The 15659-nt window shown below is 70.7% G+C and carries 16 protein-coding genes; 9 read left to right on the top strand and 7 right to left on the bottom strand.

The genetic code is table 11. The annotated features are described in order from the left end of the window. Window positions 1-135 precede the first annotated feature (135 nt). From SPR02S_RS38085 to lgt, 8 genes are all read left to right on the top strand, one after another. On the top strand, window positions 136-384 hold the full coding sequence (locus SPR02S_RS38085) for an HGxxPAAW family protein (RefSeq protein ID WP_043258776.1): 249 nt from the start codon (window positions 136-138) through the stop codon (window positions 382-384). 106 nt (window positions 385-490) lie between these two features. Beyond that, window positions 491-946 (top strand): DUF2752 domain-containing protein, encoded by a 456-nt coding sequence (locus tag SPR02S_RS38080; protein ID WP_019062276.1) that lies wholly within the window; start codon window positions 491-493, stop codon window positions 944-946. Between the two features lie 126 nt (window positions 947-1072). Beyond that, entirely contained in the window at window positions 1073-1882 is an 810-nt protein-coding gene (gene trpC / locus SPR02S_RS38075) for an indole-3-glycerol phosphate synthase TrpC (protein WP_019062275.1), read from the top strand. Between the two features lie 22 nt (window positions 1883-1904). After that, entirely contained in the window at window positions 1905-2120 is a 216-nt protein-coding gene (gene trpM, locus SPR02S_RS66285; RefSeq protein WP_078623121.1) for a tryptophan biosynthesis modulator TrpM, read from the top strand. A gap of 59 nt (window positions 2121-2179) precedes the next feature. Next, on the top strand, window positions 2180-3463 hold the full coding sequence (trpB, locus tag SPR02S_RS38070; protein WP_019062274.1) for a tryptophan synthase subunit beta: 1284 nt from the start codon (window positions 2180-2182) through the stop codon (window positions 3461-3463). Further along, window positions 3460-4275 carry a tryptophan synthase subunit alpha gene (gene trpA, locus SPR02S_RS38065; RefSeq protein WP_019062273.1) on the top strand — a complete coding sequence of 272 codons (816 nt, stop codon included), beginning with the start codon at window positions 3460-3462 and terminating at the stop codon, window positions 4273-4275. Before trpB ends, trpA begins: the two co-directional genes overlap by 4 nt. A gap of 111 nt (window positions 4276-4386) precedes the next feature. After that, window positions 4387-5166 (top strand): DsbA family protein, encoded by a 780-nt coding sequence (locus SPR02S_RS38060; RefSeq protein ID WP_019062272.1) that lies wholly within the window; start codon window positions 4387-4389, stop codon window positions 5164-5166. Window positions 5167-5259: 93 nt separating this feature from the next. Next, complete coding sequence (lgt, locus tag SPR02S_RS38055) at window positions 5260-6240, top strand: prolipoprotein diacylglyceryl transferase (RefSeq protein WP_026151223.1); 981 nt, start codon at window positions 5260-5262, stop codon at window positions 6238-6240. Window positions 6241-6297: 57 nt separating this feature from the next. Here lgt and SPR02S_RS38050 read toward each other — a convergent pair whose 3' ends face one another. The 7 genes from SPR02S_RS38050 to SPR02S_RS38020 form a co-directional block, all read right to left on the bottom strand. After that, complete coding sequence (locus SPR02S_RS38050) at window positions 6298-7110, bottom strand: HpcH/HpaI aldolase/citrate lyase family protein (protein WP_019062270.1); 813 nt, start codon at window positions 7108-7110, stop codon at window positions 6298-6300. Then, window positions 7107-8309, bottom strand: coding sequence for a CaiB/BaiF CoA transferase family protein (locus SPR02S_RS38045; protein WP_019062269.1), 1203 nt, complete (start codon window positions 8307-8309; stop codon window positions 7107-7109). Before SPR02S_RS38045 ends, SPR02S_RS38050 begins: the two co-directional genes overlap by 4 nt. After that, window positions 8306-9235, bottom strand: a complete 930-nt coding sequence (locus SPR02S_RS38040) for a ribokinase (protein WP_019062268.1) — start codon at window positions 9233-9235, stop codon at window positions 8306-8308. The genes SPR02S_RS38045 and SPR02S_RS38040 overlap by 4 nt, the downstream gene beginning before the upstream one ends. After that, a complete protein-coding gene (locus SPR02S_RS38035; RefSeq protein ID WP_019062267.1) occupies window positions 9232-10596 on the bottom strand; it encodes an ADP-ribosylglycohydrolase family protein in 1365 nt (454 codons plus the stop codon). The genes SPR02S_RS38040 and SPR02S_RS38035 overlap by 4 nt, the downstream gene beginning before the upstream one ends. Then, window positions 10584-11795, bottom strand: a complete 1212-nt coding sequence (locus SPR02S_RS38030) for an ADP-ribosylglycohydrolase family protein (protein ID WP_078623120.1) — start codon at window positions 11793-11795, stop codon at window positions 10584-10586. The genes SPR02S_RS38035 and SPR02S_RS38030 overlap by 13 nt, the downstream gene beginning before the upstream one ends. Before the next feature lie 8 nt (window positions 11796-11803). Further along, window positions 11804-13048: an ADP-ribosylglycohydrolase family protein gene (locus SPR02S_RS38025; RefSeq protein ID WP_245607686.1), complete on the bottom strand. Its 1245-nt coding sequence runs from the start codon at window positions 13046-13048 to the stop codon at window positions 11804-11806. Window positions 13049-13320: 272 nt separating this feature from the next. After that, a complete protein-coding gene (locus SPR02S_RS38020; protein ID WP_019062264.1) occupies window positions 13321-14412 on the bottom strand; it encodes an ADP-ribosylglycohydrolase family protein in 1092 nt (363 codons plus the stop codon). A gap of 314 nt (window positions 14413-14726) precedes the next feature. Between SPR02S_RS38020 and SPR02S_RS38015 the strand changes: the two genes are divergently transcribed. After that, window positions 14727-15458 (top strand): VIT1/CCC1 transporter family protein, encoded by a 732-nt coding sequence (locus SPR02S_RS38015; protein WP_019062263.1) that lies wholly within the window; start codon window positions 14727-14729, stop codon window positions 15456-15458. The last annotated feature ends 201 nt before the right edge of the window (window positions 15459-15659 follow it).

Here is a 15659-nt window from a genome sequence, read left to right as displayed (position 1 = left end):
AGCCCCGCGCCCCTTCGGGGCACTCCCGAACCGCAGCGGACACGGCACCACCCCGAAGCACCGCATCCGCACGCGTGCGGAACAATGAAGCGTGAGCGTCTGCTCACACACGTACACAGCAACGAGGAGCACGTCATGGCGGGCAACAGCCACGGTCACACTTTGGCCGCCTGGACCGGTACCACCATCATCTTCATCGGTTTCTTGGTCGGTGGCGCCTTCATGGTCATGGCGCAGCCGATCGGCTTCTGGGCCGGTATGGCGATCGCGGTCATCGGCGGCATCGTCGGCTGGGTCATGAGCGCGATGGGAATGGGCATGCCCAAGGACCGTCCCAAGGACCTGACCGAGCTGCTCGCCAAGCCGGCGCACGCCGACAGCTGAGCCGTAGGCAGTAGCTGTCAGCCACCACTTCGTGGAGGGGCGGTCCCGGGAGCACCGGGAACCGCCCCTCACGCGCGCGTGCCGCACGAAAGGGCGAGGGGGCACAATGCGAGACGTGAACGCCGACAGCCAGAGCGTGCCGAAGACACGCGCCCCCGGTTCCGCCTCCGTGCTGAACCGCGTCGCCGTGCCCGCCGGAGTCCTCGCGGCCGTAGCCGGAGCCTTCGCCTACGTCGGCACGGTCGACCCGAACCAGCCGGGCCACTACCCCGTCTGCCCGCTGTACGCCCTCACGGGCCTGTACTGCCCCGGCTGCGGCGGCCTGCGCAGCGCGCACGAGTTCATCCACGGCGACTTCCTCGCCGCGCTCCAGGACAACGCGATCGCCGTAGTGGGCTATCTGGCCTTCACGGTCGTATGGACCGTCTGGGTGGTCCGTGCGGCGCGCGGCCGGTCCGCGCGGATCGAGCTCGGCAGGGTCCAGCTGTGGACTCTGGGCGCGTTGGTGCTGGTCTTCACGGTTGTCCGGAACCTGCCGTTCGGTGGCTGGCTACACCCTTGATCAATCGACGGATGTCCAGGTAGTGGGACCGGCGTCAACCGGATGCGAGGGCTACGCCTTCCTCCGGATACCATCGAGGTCAGATGTGACCATGGCTTTTCCACCGTCCGGAAGGGGGCCGCTCGCGTGAGTGTGCTCGACGAGATCATCGACGGAGTCCGTGCCGACCTGGCGGAACGGCAGGCGCGCGTCAGCCTCGACGAGCTCAAGGAGCGCGCGGCGAAGGCTCCCGCGGCCAAGGACGGTGTCGCCGCGCTGCGCGGTGACGGCGTCAAGGTCATCTGCGAGGTCAAGCGCTCCAGCCCCTCCAAGGGCGCGCTGGCCGCGATCGCCGACCCGGCGGGCCTCGCCGCCGACTACGAGGCGGGCGGCGCCGCCGTCATCTCCGTCCTCACCGAACAGCGCCGCTTCGGCGGCTCCCTGGCCGACCTGGAGGCCGTCCGCGCCCGCGTGGACATCCCGGTCCTCCGCAAGGACTTCATCGTCACGTCGTACCAGCTCTGGGAGGCCCGGGCCTACGGCGCCGACCTCGCCCTGCTGATCGTCGCGGCCCTGGACCAGCCCGCCCTGGAGTCCCTCATCGAGCGTGCCGAGTCGATCGGCCTCACGCCGATCGTCGAGGTCCACGACGAGGACGAGGTCGACCGCGCGGTCGACGCCGGAGCGAAGATCATCGGCGTCAACGCCCGCAACCTCAAGACCCTCGAGGTCGACCGCGGCACCTTCGAGCGCGTCGCTCCCGAGATCCCGGCCCACATCGTCAAGATCGCCGAGTCCGGCGTCCGCGGCCCCCACGACCTCATCGCCTACGCCAACGCAGGCGCCGACGCGGTCCTGGTCGGTGAGTCCCTGGTCACCGGCCGCGACCCCAAGTCGGCGGTCTCGGATCTGGTGGCGGCGGGGGAACACCCCGCACTGCGACACGGCCGTAGCTGATCGGCCGGTAGGGTTTCCTCCGATGACGCTCACGCTGACACCCACGGACCGGTACGCCCGCCTGGCGCGCGGCTGCCGTCCCCGTGGTTGCCGTGCACCCGCACGCAGGGTGCACGGCCGCAGAGTGCGGTACGTCATCGGAGATGAGCCGGGGCAAGTGAACGGCATGCGATGGCACCAGGCTTTTAGGGGCGCGAGGAACTGCGCGACCAGCCACAACGGACCCGCAGCCATCTGAACAACCCTCGCCCCCACGGCGCTTAGTGTCATCCCACACACTCACCGTGAGGTTTCCGCATGCCCAGCGAGTTCTTCATCCCAGACCCCGACGGTCAAATCCCCAGCGCCGAGGGCTACTTCGGCGCCTTCGGCGGCAAGTTCATCCCGGAGGCCCTCGTCGCCGCCGTGGACGAGGTGGCCGTCGAGTACGACAAGGCCAAGCACGACCCCGAGTTCGCCCGCGAGTTGGACGACCTCCTCCTCAACTACACCGGCAGGCCAAGCGCGTTCACCGAGGTGCCCCGCTTCGCGGAGCACGCGGGCGGCGCGAGGATCTTCCTCAAGCGCGAGGACCTGAACCACACCGGCTCGCACAAGATCAACAACGTCCTCGGCCAGGCCCTGCTCACCAAGCGCATGGGCAAGACCAGGGTCATCGCGGAGACCGGCGCCGGCCAGCACGGCGTCGCGACGGCCACCGCCTGCGCGCTGTTCGGCCTCGAATGCACCATCTACATGGGCGAGATCGACACCCAGCGCCAGGCGCTGAACGTGGCCCGGATGCGCATGCTCGGCGCCGAGGTCATCGCCGTGAAGTCCGGCAGCCGCACCCTCAAGGACGCGATCAACGAGGCGTTCCGCGACTGGGTCGCGAACGTCGACCGCACGCACTACCTCTTCGGTACGGTCGCCGGCCCGCACCCCTTCCCGGCCATGGTCCGCGATTTCCACCGCGTGATCGGCGTCGAGGCCCGCCGCCAGATCCTGGAGCGCGCCGGACGCCTTCCCGACGCGGCGATCGCCTGTGTCGGCGGCGGTTCGAACGCCATCGGCCTGTTCCACGCCTTCATCCCGGACGCGGACGTACGCCTCATCGGCTGCGAGCCCGCCGGGCACGGCGTCGAGACGGGCGAGCACGCGGCCACGCTGACCGCCGGTGAGCCGGGGATCCTGCACGGTTCGCGGTCCTACGTCCTCCAGGACGAGGAGGGCCAGATCACCGAGCCGTACTCGATCTCGGCCGGTCTGGACTACCCGGGCATCGGCCCCGAGCACTCCTACCTCAAGGACAGTGGCCGCGGCGAGTACCGCGCGGTCACCGACGACGCGGCGATGCAGGCCCTGCGTCTGCTGTCGCGCACGGAGGGCATCATCCCGGCGATTGAGAGTGCCCACGCGCTCGCGGGTGCGCTGGAGGTCGGCAAGGAGCTGGGCAAGGACGGGCTGATCGTCGTCAACCTGTCCGGGCGCGGCGACAAGGACATGGACACGGCCGCGCGGTACTTCGGCCTGTACGACACGGACGCCGAGGTCGCGGCCAACGCGGCCGACACCGCCGAGATCGAGGGGGACGCCAAGTGAGCGGGAACATTCAGCTGCTGTCCGACACCCTCGCCGCCGCGAAGGCCGAGGGACGGGCCGCGCTCATCGCCTATCTCCCGGCCGGGTTCCCGACCGTGGACGGCGGTATCGAGGCGATCAAGGCGGCCTTCGACGGCGGCGCGGACATCGTCGAGGTGGGTCTGCCGCACAGCGACCCCGTCCTCGACGGTCCCGTCATCCAGACCGCCGACGACATCGCCCTGCGCGGCGGCGTCAAGATCGCGGACGTCATGCGCACGGTCCGCGAGACGCACGCGGCGACCGGCAAGCCGGTACTCGTCATGACGTACTGGAACCCGATCGACCGCTACGGAGTCGAGCGCTTCACCGCCGAGCTGGCCGAGGCGGGCGGCGCCGGGTGCATCCTGCCCGACCTGCCCGTGCAGGAGGCGGGGCTGTGGAGGGAGCACGCGGAGAAGCACGGGCTCGCCACGGTCTTCGTGGTCGCGCCCAGCAGCAAGGACGCCCGCCTCGCCGAGATCACCAAGGTCGGCACCGGCTTCGTCTACGCCGCCTCCCTGATGGGCGTCACCGGCACCCGCGCGTCGGTGGGCGCGCAGGCGCAGGACCTCGTCGAGCGCACCCGGGCCACCACCGACACGCCCGTGTGCGTCGGGCTCGGGGTCTCGAACGCCCAGCAGGCCGCCGAGGTGGCCCGCTTCGCGGACGGCGTGATCGTCGGCTCGGCCTTCGTCAAGGGGATGCTGGACGCGCCGGACGACGCGGCCGGCGTCGAGGCGGTCCGCACGCTTGCCGGTGAACTGGCGAAGGGCGTGCGCGGACAGGCGTAACAGCGCGCCGGGCGTCACGGAACAACCGGAATAACAGAACAACGGGTCCCTCGTATGGGTGGACCTGGGACCGGGGAGGCGCGCTGCGCCTCCCCGGTTCGTTCTGCGGGTGTGAGCGAGAAGAACCGTGACGGAAAGCGCACCGCCCGCGAGCGGCTGGCGGTCGAGCGTGAGAAGCAGAAGACCGCGGAGAGGCGGCGGCGCACGCTGATCGTGGCCGCGAGCGTCGTCTGCGTGCTGGGTCTTGCATCGGTGGTCGGCGTCCTCGCCGCGAACCACGGCAAGGACGACAGCGGCAGCAGCAAGGCGGGTCCGGTCGTCGCGCCCTCCGGGGCGACCGGCAAGGACAGCCTGGCGATCCAGGTCGGCAAGGACAGCGCCAAGCCGACGCTCACGGTGTGGGAGGACTTCCGCTGCCCGGCCTGCCAGGCCTTCGAGACGGCGTACCGCTCCACACTCCACGAGCTGACCGACTCCGGGCAGCTCAAGGTGCAGTACCACCTGGTCACGATCATCGACGGCAACCTCGGCGGCAGCGGCTCCAAGCGCGCGGCCAACGCGGCGGCCTGCGCCCAGGACGCCGGAAAGTTCCGCGACTTCCACGACGTGCTGTACGAGAACCAGCCCAAGGAGACGGACGACGCCTACGCGAGCAACGCCAAGCTGATCGAGCTGGCGGGCAAGGTGAAGGGCCTCGACACGTCCGCCTTCCAGAAGTGCGTCAACAGCGGTACGCACGACAGCTGGGTCACGAAGTCCGCCGCCGCGTTCCAGGCCGGCGGATTCACCGGCACCCCGACCGTCCTCTTCGACGGCAAGAACATCTACGCGGACCAGACGATGACCCCGGCGAAGCTGAAGCAGCTGGTCCAGGCGGCCAACAAGGGGTAAGCGGGCGGGCCGGTTTTCATACCGGCCCGTTATGGAGCCGTAGCCGGGCCGCTTGCCGTGGTCGCGGTCCGGCACGGTAGCGTCGACCCTGCCATGGAACTTGCCTACATTCCCAGCCCGTCGCGCGGGGTCTACCACCTCGGCCCCATTCCGCTGCGCGGCTACGCGTTCTGCATCATCATCGGCGTCTTCGTCGCCGTCTGGCTCGGCAACAAACGCTGGGTCGCCCGCGGCGGCAAGGTCGGGACGGTGGCCGACATCGCTGTCTGGGCCGTGCCGTTCGGCCTCGTCGGCGGTCGCCTGTACCACGTGATCACGGACTACGAGCTGTACTTCAGCGAGGGCCGCGACTGGGTGGACGCCTTCAAGGTGTGGCAGGGCGGCCTCGGCATCTGGGGCGCGATCGCCCTCGGTGCGGTGGGTGCCTGGATCGGCTGCCGCCGCCGTGGCATCCCGCTGCCCGCCTGGGCCGACGCCCTCGCCCCCGGCATCGCCTTCGCCCAGGCCATCGGCCGCTGGGGCAACTGGTTCAACCAGGAGCTGTACGGCCGCGAGACGCACCTCCCCTGGGCGCTGCACATCACGTCCTCGACGGACGGCCGCGTCCCCGGCTACTACCAGCCGACCTTCCTGTACGAGTCGCTGTGGTGCATCGGTGTCGGCTTCCTCGTCATCTGGGCCGACCGCCGCTTCAAGCTGGGCCACGGCCGGGCGTTCGCGCTGTACGTCGCCGCGTACTGCGTCGGCCGCGGCTGGATCGAGTACATGCGCGTCGACGACGCCCACCACATCCTCGGCCTCCGGTTGAACGACTGGACCGCGATGATCGTCTTCCTGCTCGCGGTCACGTACTTCGTGATCTCGGCGAAGAAGCGCCCGGGCCGCGAAGAGGTCGTCGAACCGGACACGGAGGCCAACGCGGACGCGGATGCCTCCGGCGGTGAGACCGATGGTGACGACAGCGCGGCGACCTCGGAAGAGGAGCCGAAGAAAGACGCGGACGCCAAGGAAGCGGACGTAGAGAACGAAGCGGACGTGAAGAAAGACGAGGCCGAGTCGGCCAAGAAGGGCTGACGGCCGGTTCTACGACGATGAGGGCGCCCTGTGTTTCACAGGGCGCCCTCATCGCGTTCAGGTGCGGCGCGCCAACGTGAGTGTTCGCTGCGCCGCCGCCACCACCGCCGCGTCGATGAACCGCCCGTCGGGCAGCGCCTGCGCGCCCTCCTCCTGCATGGCCGCCTTGACGATCGTCTCGGCCTGTTCGATCTCCTCGCTCGTCGGGAGGAACGCGCTCTCGATGACCGGGAGTTGACGGGGGTGGATCGCCGCGCGGCCCAGGAAGCCGAGGGCGCGGCCGTGGGCGCAGGACGCGGCCAGGCCCTCCAGGTCGCGGATGTCCGGGTGGACGGACTGGGGCGGTGGAGGCAGATCTGCCGCCCGGGCGGCGACGATCACCCGGGAGCGGGACCAGTCCAGGCCGGCGTCGTCGCGTACGCCCAGGTCGGCCCGTAGGTCCGCCTCGCCGAGCGCGATGCCGTGTACGGAGGAGTGCGCGGCGGCGATCGAGAAGGCCCGCTCGATGCCGAGGGCCGTCTCCAGGAGGGTGTACAGGGGGAGGTCGCGGGCCTTTTCCGCTACGGCTACGACGTCCTCGGCGGACGTGACCTTCGGGAGCCGTAGGCCGGACACGCCCGGGAGGGGTGTGAGGGTGCGGAGGTCGTCGGCCGCCCAGGGGGTGTCCAGGGCGTTCACGCGTACGTGGACGTTGAGTTGGGGCTCCGAGAGAAGCTCCGCCGTGGCCGCGCGGGCGTAGGCCTTGCGGTCCGGGGCTACCGCGTCCTCCAGGTCGACGACGACCACGTCGGCGCCGGCGGCGAGGGCCTTTGTGACAACCGGGGGGCGGTCGCCGGGGACGTAGAGCCAGGTCAGGGGGTGCGGTGTCACAGGGCGCCCTCCTGGCGGAGCGTGGTCAACTCGGTGTCGGTCAGGCCGAGTTCGGACAGGACCGTGTCTGTGTCCGCGCCGTGGGGGCGGCCGGTCCAGCGGATGGCGCCGGGGGTGGCGGAGAGGCGGAAGAGGACGTTCTGCATGCGGAGGGGGCCGAGTTCGGGGTCGTCGACGGTGGTGATCGTGTCGAGGGCCTGGTACTGGGGGTCCGTCATGACGTCCCGTACGTCCTGGATGGGGGCGACCGCCGCCTCCGCCTTCTCGAAGGCGGCCAGGACCTCCGTGCGGGTGCGTTGCGCGATCCAGTCGCCGACCGCCGCGTCGAGGATGTCGGCGTGCCGGGCCCGGTCCGCGCCCGTCGCGAACCAGGGTTCGTCGACCAGTTCCGGGCGGCCGACCAGGCGCATCACGCGCTCGGCGATCGACTGGGCCGAGGTGGAGACGGCGACCCAACTGCCGTCCGCCGTACGGTAGGTGTTGCGCGGGGCGTTGTTCTGGGAGCGGTTGCCGGTGCGCGGCTGGACGTGGCCGAGCTGGTCGTACCAGAGGGGCTGGGGGCCCAGCGCGGTGAGGATCGGTTCGATGATCGCCATGTCGACGACCTGGCCCTCGCCCGTGCGGTCGCGGGCGGCGAGGGCCGTCATCACGGCGTACGCCGTCGCCAGGCCCGCGATCGAGTCGGCGAGGCCGAACGGCGGGAGCGTCGGGGGCGCGTCCGGTTCGCCGGTGATCGCGGCGAAACCGCTCATGGCCTCGGCGAGGGTGCCGAAGCCGGGGCGGTGCGCGTAGGGGCCGAACTGGCCGAACGCGGTGACCCGGGCGAGCACCAACTGCGGGTTGGCGGCGGAGAGTTCGGCCCAGCCGAGATCCCATTTCTCCAGGGTGCCGGGGCGGAAGTTCTCGATGATCACGTCGGCGGTCGCGGCGAGCCGGAGCAGGGTGTCGCGCCCGCCCGGTTTCGACAGGTCGAGGGTGATCGTGCGCTTGTTGCGGCCGAGGAGTTTCCACCAGAGGCCGATGCCGTCCTTCGAGGGGCCGTGACCCCGGGACGGGTCGGGCTTGGTCGGGTGCTCGACCTTGATGACCTCGGCGCCGAAGTCGCCGAGCATGGTGGCGGCGAGGGGTCCGGCGAAGAGCGTCGCGAGGTCGAGAACGCGCAGGCCGGACAGGGGAGTTGTGGTCGTCGTCCCGGTCATGAGGCGTACTGCTTGTCGATCTCCGCGCGGAACGGCATCGACGCCGTCGCACCGGGCCGCTGCACGGACAGGGCCGCAGCCGCTGCCGCCCAGGCCAGCGCGTCCCGCATCGGGCGGCCCTCGGCGAGCGCCACCGCGAGTGCGCCGACGAAGGTGTCGCCCGCGCCGGTCGAGTCCACGGCGGTCACTTGAGGTGCGGGGACGGTGAGTGGTTCGGCGCCCCGGGCCGCGTACAGGCTGCCCGCCGCGCCCAGGGTGACGATCACCTCGGGTACCTGGTCGAGCAGGGCCGCGGCGGCTTCGCGTGGGTCGGTGCGGCCGGTGAGGGCGGTGGCCTCGTGCTCGTTCGGGATCAACAGGTCGACGGCGGCGAGGAGTTGGGGCGGCAGGGGCTGGGCGGGCGCGGGGGTGAGGATCGTACGGACGCCGTGACGGCGGGCCGCCTCCGCGCCCGCGAGCACTCCGGTCAGCGGGATCTCCAGTTGGAGGAGCAGGGCGTCGGCCGTGGCGATCATGCCCTCGTCGCCGGGGGCGAGGTGGTCGACGGTGCCGTTGGCGGCGGGGATGACGACGATCGCGTTGCCGCCCTCGTCGTCCACGACGATGTGCGCGGTGCCGGACGGGTCCTCGACGGTGCGCAGATGGTCGGTGTCGACGCCGATGGGGGTCCCCCCGGTCGAGCGCAGTCGAGAGTGGGGGAGCTCGAAGGTGGACCGGAGTTGGGCGCCGTAGGCGTCGTTGCCGACCGCGCTGATGATGGTGACGTCGCCGCCCGCATGGGCCGCGGCGATCGCCTGGTTGGCGCCCTTGCCGCCGGGGATCGTGCGGAACTCCCGTCCCGTCACGGTCTCTCCGCGCTGCGGGGCCTTCTCGACGTAGGCGACGAGGTCCATGTTCGTGCTGCCGAGCACGGCGATGAGGGTCATGGGCGGGCGGTCTCCTGATGGGTGAGCCGGGCGAGGGTGTCGAAGCCGATGCCGTTGAAGTCGCCTACGGAGGTGGCGAGTCGGTTCTTGAGGGGGGTCGTCCAGCGGTCGGGGAGCGCGGTGTCCGAGAGGAGGGCGGCGATGCCGCCGACCGTCGCGCCGTTCGAGTCGGTGTCCCAACCTCCGGACACCGCGCGGCAGATGGAGCCGGTGAAGTCGCCGTCCGCGTGGATGAGGGCGGCGGCGATCAGGGCGGTGTTGGGGATCGCGTGGACCCAGTGGTGGGTGGGGGAGTAGGTGGCGTGGAGTTCGTCCACGACGGTGTCGAAGTCCCGGTGTTTCCTCGCCAGTTGGAGGGCGTGCCGGATCGCCTTGGCCAGGCGGGAGTTGGGTGGGACGACCGTCAGGCCGGTGCGGAGGCAGGTGTGGATGTCGTGGGTGCCGGTGGTCGCGGTGGCGATGGTGGCCGCCGTGAACATCGCCGCGTAGACGCCGTTCGCGGTGTGGGTCAACGTGGCGTCGCGGTGGGCCTGTTCGGCTGCGGCTGCCGGGTTTCCGGGGTTGGTCCAGCCGTGCACGTCGGCGCGGATCAGGGCGCCGATCCATTCGCGGAACGGGTTGCGGTGGCGGGCCGTTCGCGGGGGTTCCAGGCCGGTGAGGAGGTTGCGGTAGGCGATGCGTTCGGCGGTGAAGGTGCGGCCTGCCGGGAGTTCGTCGAGCCAGAGCTTCGCCACGTCGGCGGTGGTGAAGTCCTTGCCGTGGCGCTGTAGCAACAGGAGGTTCAACAGGGGGTAGTTGAGGTCGTCGTCCTCGGGCATGCCGTCGATGTTCTCGGCCAGGGAGGTGAGGGCGGAGCGGCGGTTCCAGGGGTGGGCGGCGAGGAGTTCGGCGGGGACGCCACGGGCGGTGAAGTAGGTGTTGAGGGGCCAGTTGCCGGTGGCGCGGGCGAGTTGGCGGATGCCGTCGAGGGGGAGCTTCTCGACGGGTTTGCCGAGGAGGCAGCCGACGGCGCGGCCCAGCCAGGCGGCCTGGAGGCGGGCCGGACGGGGCGGGAGATGTGGTGAAGTGGCTTGTGGGGAGGGCCAGTTGGGGCAGAGGGATTTGATGCGTGCCAGGTCGGTGGGTTCCTGGTCCGCCAACTTGCTGGGCAGGTCGGCCAGTTCGTCCAGCAGGTCCTCGGCGAGCAACCGGAGGTAGCGGGTGGGGGGTTGGGGTGACGCGCCCGCCCGTTCCGGGGCTTCCGCACCGCCCGCCGCCCGCCAGCGCGCCGCGATCGCGGATGGTTCGCGTCCGTCCTGGGCGGCCTGGCGCAGCTCGTGGCCGAGCAGGTCCTCCGGCTGGACCCAGGTCAGTCGGAGCACCGCAGCCCTCCGATCTCGGTGAACGCCGCCTCGTGGGCCCGGCGTCGGAGGACGTCCCGTTCGAAGAGCTCGCGGGTGACGGCGGTGAGGGTCGTGGCTGGTTCCCAGAGGTCCAGGCGGCTGGCTTCCGCGACCGTCTTCGACCAGTCCTGCGGGACCGTGGAGCCGAGGGCGCCGGCCACCGCGCCGGCCATCGTCGCGATCGAGTCGCAGTCTCGGCCGTAGTTCACCGAACCCAGCACCGCGTGGCGGTAGTCGCCGCCGGAGACCACCAACATGCCGAGCGCGACGGGGAGTTCCTCGATCGCCTTGGTGCGGGAGGGGCGGCGGGCGTCCAGGGAGGGGGCGCGGTAGTCGGGGCCGACCGTGTCGTACGGTGCGATCGCCTCCCGCAGGGGGACCAGGGCCGACTCGAAGTCCGAGTAGCGGGCGGCCACTTCGCAGACCTGCTCGATGGCGGTGCGGGTGCCGTCCTTCGCCAGGGCGAGGCAGGCGGTCACGACCGAGTCGGGGGTCGCGCCCGGGACGCAGGCTGCGGCCACCGCCGCCGCGAAGACACCGGCTGCTTCGCGGCCGTACGACGACTGGTGTGCGCCCGCGATGTCCAGGGCCTCGGCGTAAGCGGCCGTCGGATGGGCCGCGTTGACCAGGCCGACCGGGGCCATGTACATCGCGGCACCGCAGTTGACGATGTTGCCGACGCCTGCCTCGCGGGGGTCGATGTGGCCGTAGTGGAGGCGGGTCGCGAGCCATTTCTCGGCGAGGAAGATGCGGTGGAGGGGGATGGCTTCCGTCTCCAACTCCGGGATCCAGCGCGGGTTTTGCATCAGGTCCGGGACGAGGTGGTCGGCGATGGAGTAGGCGTCGAGATGGTCGCGGACCTGGGCGTAGACCCGTACGAGAGCGTGGGTCATCAAGGTGTCGTCGGTGACGTGGCCGTCGCCCTTGTGGTACGGGGCGATGGGGCGGGCGGTGCGCCAGGCTTCGCCGTTCCAGGGGCCGACGATGCCGTGGACGCGGCCGGCGTGGCGTTCGAGGATCTGGTCGGGGGAGTAGCCCTCTACGGGGCCGCCGAGGGCGTCGCCGACGGCGGCGCCCACCAGGGCTCCGGTGATCCTCTCTTCGAGGCTGGTTTCGGTTTCTTTGGGTTTTTTAGGTTGTTTGAGTTGTTTGGATTCTTTGGGGTTTTTAAGTGCCATGCACCGAATCATCCTCCTGGTGACGCCGGTTGTGTGGCTTCCAGGAGTTCGGCGAGTTCTACGAGGTCGGTGCCGGTGAGGCGGGGGAGCGCGCAGCCGGAGAGGGTGCGGCAGGCTTCCCGCCAGGTCGATGGGATCGCCTGGCCGCCGCTCAGTGCTCCGGTGAGGGCGCCTGCCAGGGCCGGGGCCGAGTCGGCTACCCGGGAGAGGCAGGCTGCGGCGGGGACCGCTTCCGCGATACGGCCGCGGGCTGCTGTTGCCAGGGCCAGGGCTACGGGGACTGTTTCGGCGGCCGCGATGCCGTAGCTGTAGACGTGGTCGACGATCTGGTGTTCCAGGAGGGGGATCAGGGCGAAGGCGTTCTCGCTGTCCTGGGCCAACTTCAGGGCGTGGCGGGCGTTGCGGCCGATCTCGGTGGCTTCGGGGAGTTCGGCGAGTGCGGCTGCCACGCAGTCGTCCACGTCCGCGCCGATCAGGGCGAGGGAGAGGGCTGCGGCCATGGCTCTGGCGCCGTGGACTCCGTCGCCGTCCTGGGTGTAGTGGGCGTCGAACTCGGCGAGGGCGGCGGCGCGTTGGGGGTCTCCGGGGTGCGCTACTGCCAGTACGCAGGCTCTTACGCAGGCAGCGTCGTCGAAGTAGTGGGGGTTGTCGTGGCCGGTGGCGGGTGGGCGTAGGCCGGCGGCGAGGTTTCCCAGGCCGGCTCTTACCGAGATACGGGCGCGGAGGGGGAGTACGGCGGATTCGACCTCCGGGGCGCGGTCCGCCGCGGCGGCGACCTCGCTGGCGATGGCGTTCCAGGTGAGGTCGATCGCGGCGCGGGTGCGGCGCTCGCGGCTCAGGTCGCCGAGGACTGTGTCGTCGCCGGCTCTCAGTACGGCTTCTGCGGCGAACGCTGCCCATTCGGCGTCGTCGGAGGGGCCCAGGCGTAGGGGTTCGGGGGGTTGGTTCAGGGCGATGGGGACAGGGAGGGTGGTGGTCGCGTTCTGTTCGGCGAAGGTGTCCAGCTCGCGGGTGAGGCGGCGGGTCCACTCGGGCATGCGGGCGGCGCGGTGCCGTGCGGCGGGCCAACCGGCGGCATCACCTGCGGCTAGCCCGAGGAGCAGCCCCTCGATACGGCGGGCCTTTTTGACGGCCTCGGCTTCGCCATCGGCCTTTGTGCTCCCACCCGCACCGCCCGTACAACTTTCGTCGTCGGGTGCGGGTGGCCCCTGTGGGGCGGAATCGCCGTTGGCGGCTGCGGGGTCGAGTGGGATGGATTCGCCTTGGTCGGACGTGAGGTGGAGCAGGTTGGAGTGGAGACGAGGGCTGGAGGCGGGTGGTCCTTGTGGGGTGGGTTCGCCGTTGGCGGGTGTCGGTGGTTGTTGCGGGGTGGATTCGCCTTCGGCGGCTGCGAGTTGAAGCAGCTTGGGGTGGAGATGGGGGCCCGATGCGGGACGCCCGGCGAACTCGCCCCCAGCGACCGCAGGTTCAGTCCGTTGCGCGTCCTGCGCCACCCCGTCGCCCTCGCTCTCGCTCTCCTCACGCCTCACAGCTGCACCTCGTCCTCATCCGCAGCCAGTACGTACTCCCGCTGCTCCCGTTGAGCCCGTCGGACCACGCCCCCCGTGCCCCACTTCCCGCCCTCCCCCGGAACCAGCAACTCCGCGATATCCAGCACATGATGACCAGCCATCGCCGGCAGGCAACTCCCCCGCGCGGGACCGATCGCCGACGCCCAGTCGGGCGGGATCGACGACGCGCCCCGGGTCGCGCCCGCCAACGCCCCCGCCACCGCAGCCGTCGTATCCGCATCCCGCCCCATGTTCACCGCGGTGAGGACCGACTCCACGAAGTCGCCGTCCGCCGCCGCGTATGCGCCGAAGGCCAGCGCCACCGCCTCGGGGGCCAGGTCGGTCCACGGGTAGCCGCCGATGACCACCGCGGAGCGGACCGCTCGTTCGCCTCGGTGGGCCACCGCCACCGCTCGGCGTAGGGAGCGGGCCGTCCAGGAGTCGTCCGGGACTACCGCCAGGGCTGATGCCACCACCGCGATCGTCGGCGCTCCCGCCATCGCCGCCGCCACACCCGCCGCGACCGCCTGGCCGCCGTAGATGCCCTCGCCCTCGTGGCTCACCGAACCGTCGATCGCGACGAGACGGGCCGCTTCCGCCGGGCGGCCCGCCGCGAAGACGCCGAAGGGGGCCGCGCGCATCGCCAGGCCGTCGCTCCAGGCGTGGCGGTGTTGTGCCGAGATGGGGGCGGCCAGGCCCCGGCGGAGGTTCTCCAGGGTGCCGCGTTCGCTGAAGCCCGCTCCCCGGAACGGGCCCTCGTCGCGGTCCGCGATCCACTCGTGCCAGGCCGCCTCCACGTGGGTCGGCGTGAGCGCCGAGCCGTGGCGGGCCAGGAGGAGGCCCGAAAAGATCGCGTACTCCGTGTCGTCCGTGCCGGCCGGGTTCTCCGCGACGTAGCCCGTGATGCGGCCCCAGCGGGCGCGGATCTCCGAAGGCTTCATGTTTTCCGCTGGTGCCCCGAGGGCGTCCCCTACCGCCAGGCCGAGCAGCGCGCCGCGCGCTCGTTCGCGGAGTTCGGTGGCGTTCTTGGGCGCCGGGACCGGGGGAATGCAGGCGATCGATGCCATACGCGGCCTCTCCTACGGGGTTCCCTCAGAGCGCCTCAGGGCGCGGAACCCTTTGCGGATTTGTCCCACGGGAGGCCTTCGGCAGAGCCTGACGGAGTGCAGCGTCACCCGGTCGACATTTGATTGGCGAACCGCACGGATGAGCGTTCGAGGGTAAAGGTGCAGGTTAGCGCAGCCTTTCCTTGCTGGAGGGCGGGAAATGAAAGGCGTATGTTGAGTGTTGTCGAAGAGTGGAACATGTCTAAAGTTAGCCTCGCCTTAGCTGCCTGTCAGCTATCCGTCAGCTGACTCTCAGCCTCCAGGGGGATCACCGCATGGCCATCATCGAGACCGAAGCGACGCTCCATGAGGCGCACCGCGACAATCACACCCACCGTGATGTGAACGGCGGTTGGCTGCGCCCCGCCGTGTTCGGCGCCATGGACGGTCTCGTCTCCAACCTCGCCCTGATGACCGGTGTCGTCGGCGGCGCCGTCAGTCATCAGACCGTCGTCATCACCGGGCTGGCCGGGCTCGCCGCCGGTGCCTTCTCCATGGCGGCCGGCGAGTACACCTCCGTCGCCTCCCAGCGCGAGCTGGTCGAGGCCGAGTTGGAGGTCGAGCGGCGCGAGCTGCGCAAGCACCCGGAGGACGAGGAAGGGGAGCTCGCCTCTCTGTATGTGTCCCGCGGGGTCGAGCCCGCGCTCGCCCGTGAAGTCGCCCGGCAGCTTTCGCGCGATCCCGAGCAGGCTCTGGAGATACATGCCCGGGAGGAGCTGGGGATCGACCCCGGTGATCTGCCCTCGCCGCTCCTCGCCGCCGTCTCGTCCTTCGGGGCGTTCGCGCTGGGTGCGCTGCTTCCCGTGCTGCCGTTCCTGCTCGGGGCGACCGCGCTGTGGCCGGCGCTGATGCTCGCGTTCGTCGGGCTGTTCGGGTGCGGTGCCGTGGTGGCCCGGGTGACCGCGCGGACCTGGTGGTTCAGCGGGCTGCGGCAGCTCGCGCTGGGGGGTGCGGCGGCCGGTGTGACGTACGCCCTGGGCACCTTGTTCGGAACGGTCGTAGGATAGCTCGACGCGCACTTATGCGCTGGGTCGCATAAGTAGCCGTTACTCGCTGGTTTCGAACGCTTAACCACTGGGCATGAGCCGTAAGCGCTGTGGGCAATGACGCTCGCGGCGCACCCGCGGGATGGGCTACGACGCTCCCTCTGCCATGGACCGACGGACATCGATCTGTCCGCTTTGGTCCCCTTCACCTCCACCGCTTGT

This window comes from Streptomyces prunicolor NBRC 13075 (assembly GCF_000367365.1).
In the GTDB taxonomy this organism is placed as follows: Bacteria; Actinomycetota; Actinomycetes; order Streptomycetales; family Streptomycetaceae; genus Streptomyces; species Streptomyces prunicolor.
Note: the sequence above shows the minus strand (reverse complement) of the source record. Positions and strands in the feature narration are given on the sequence as shown.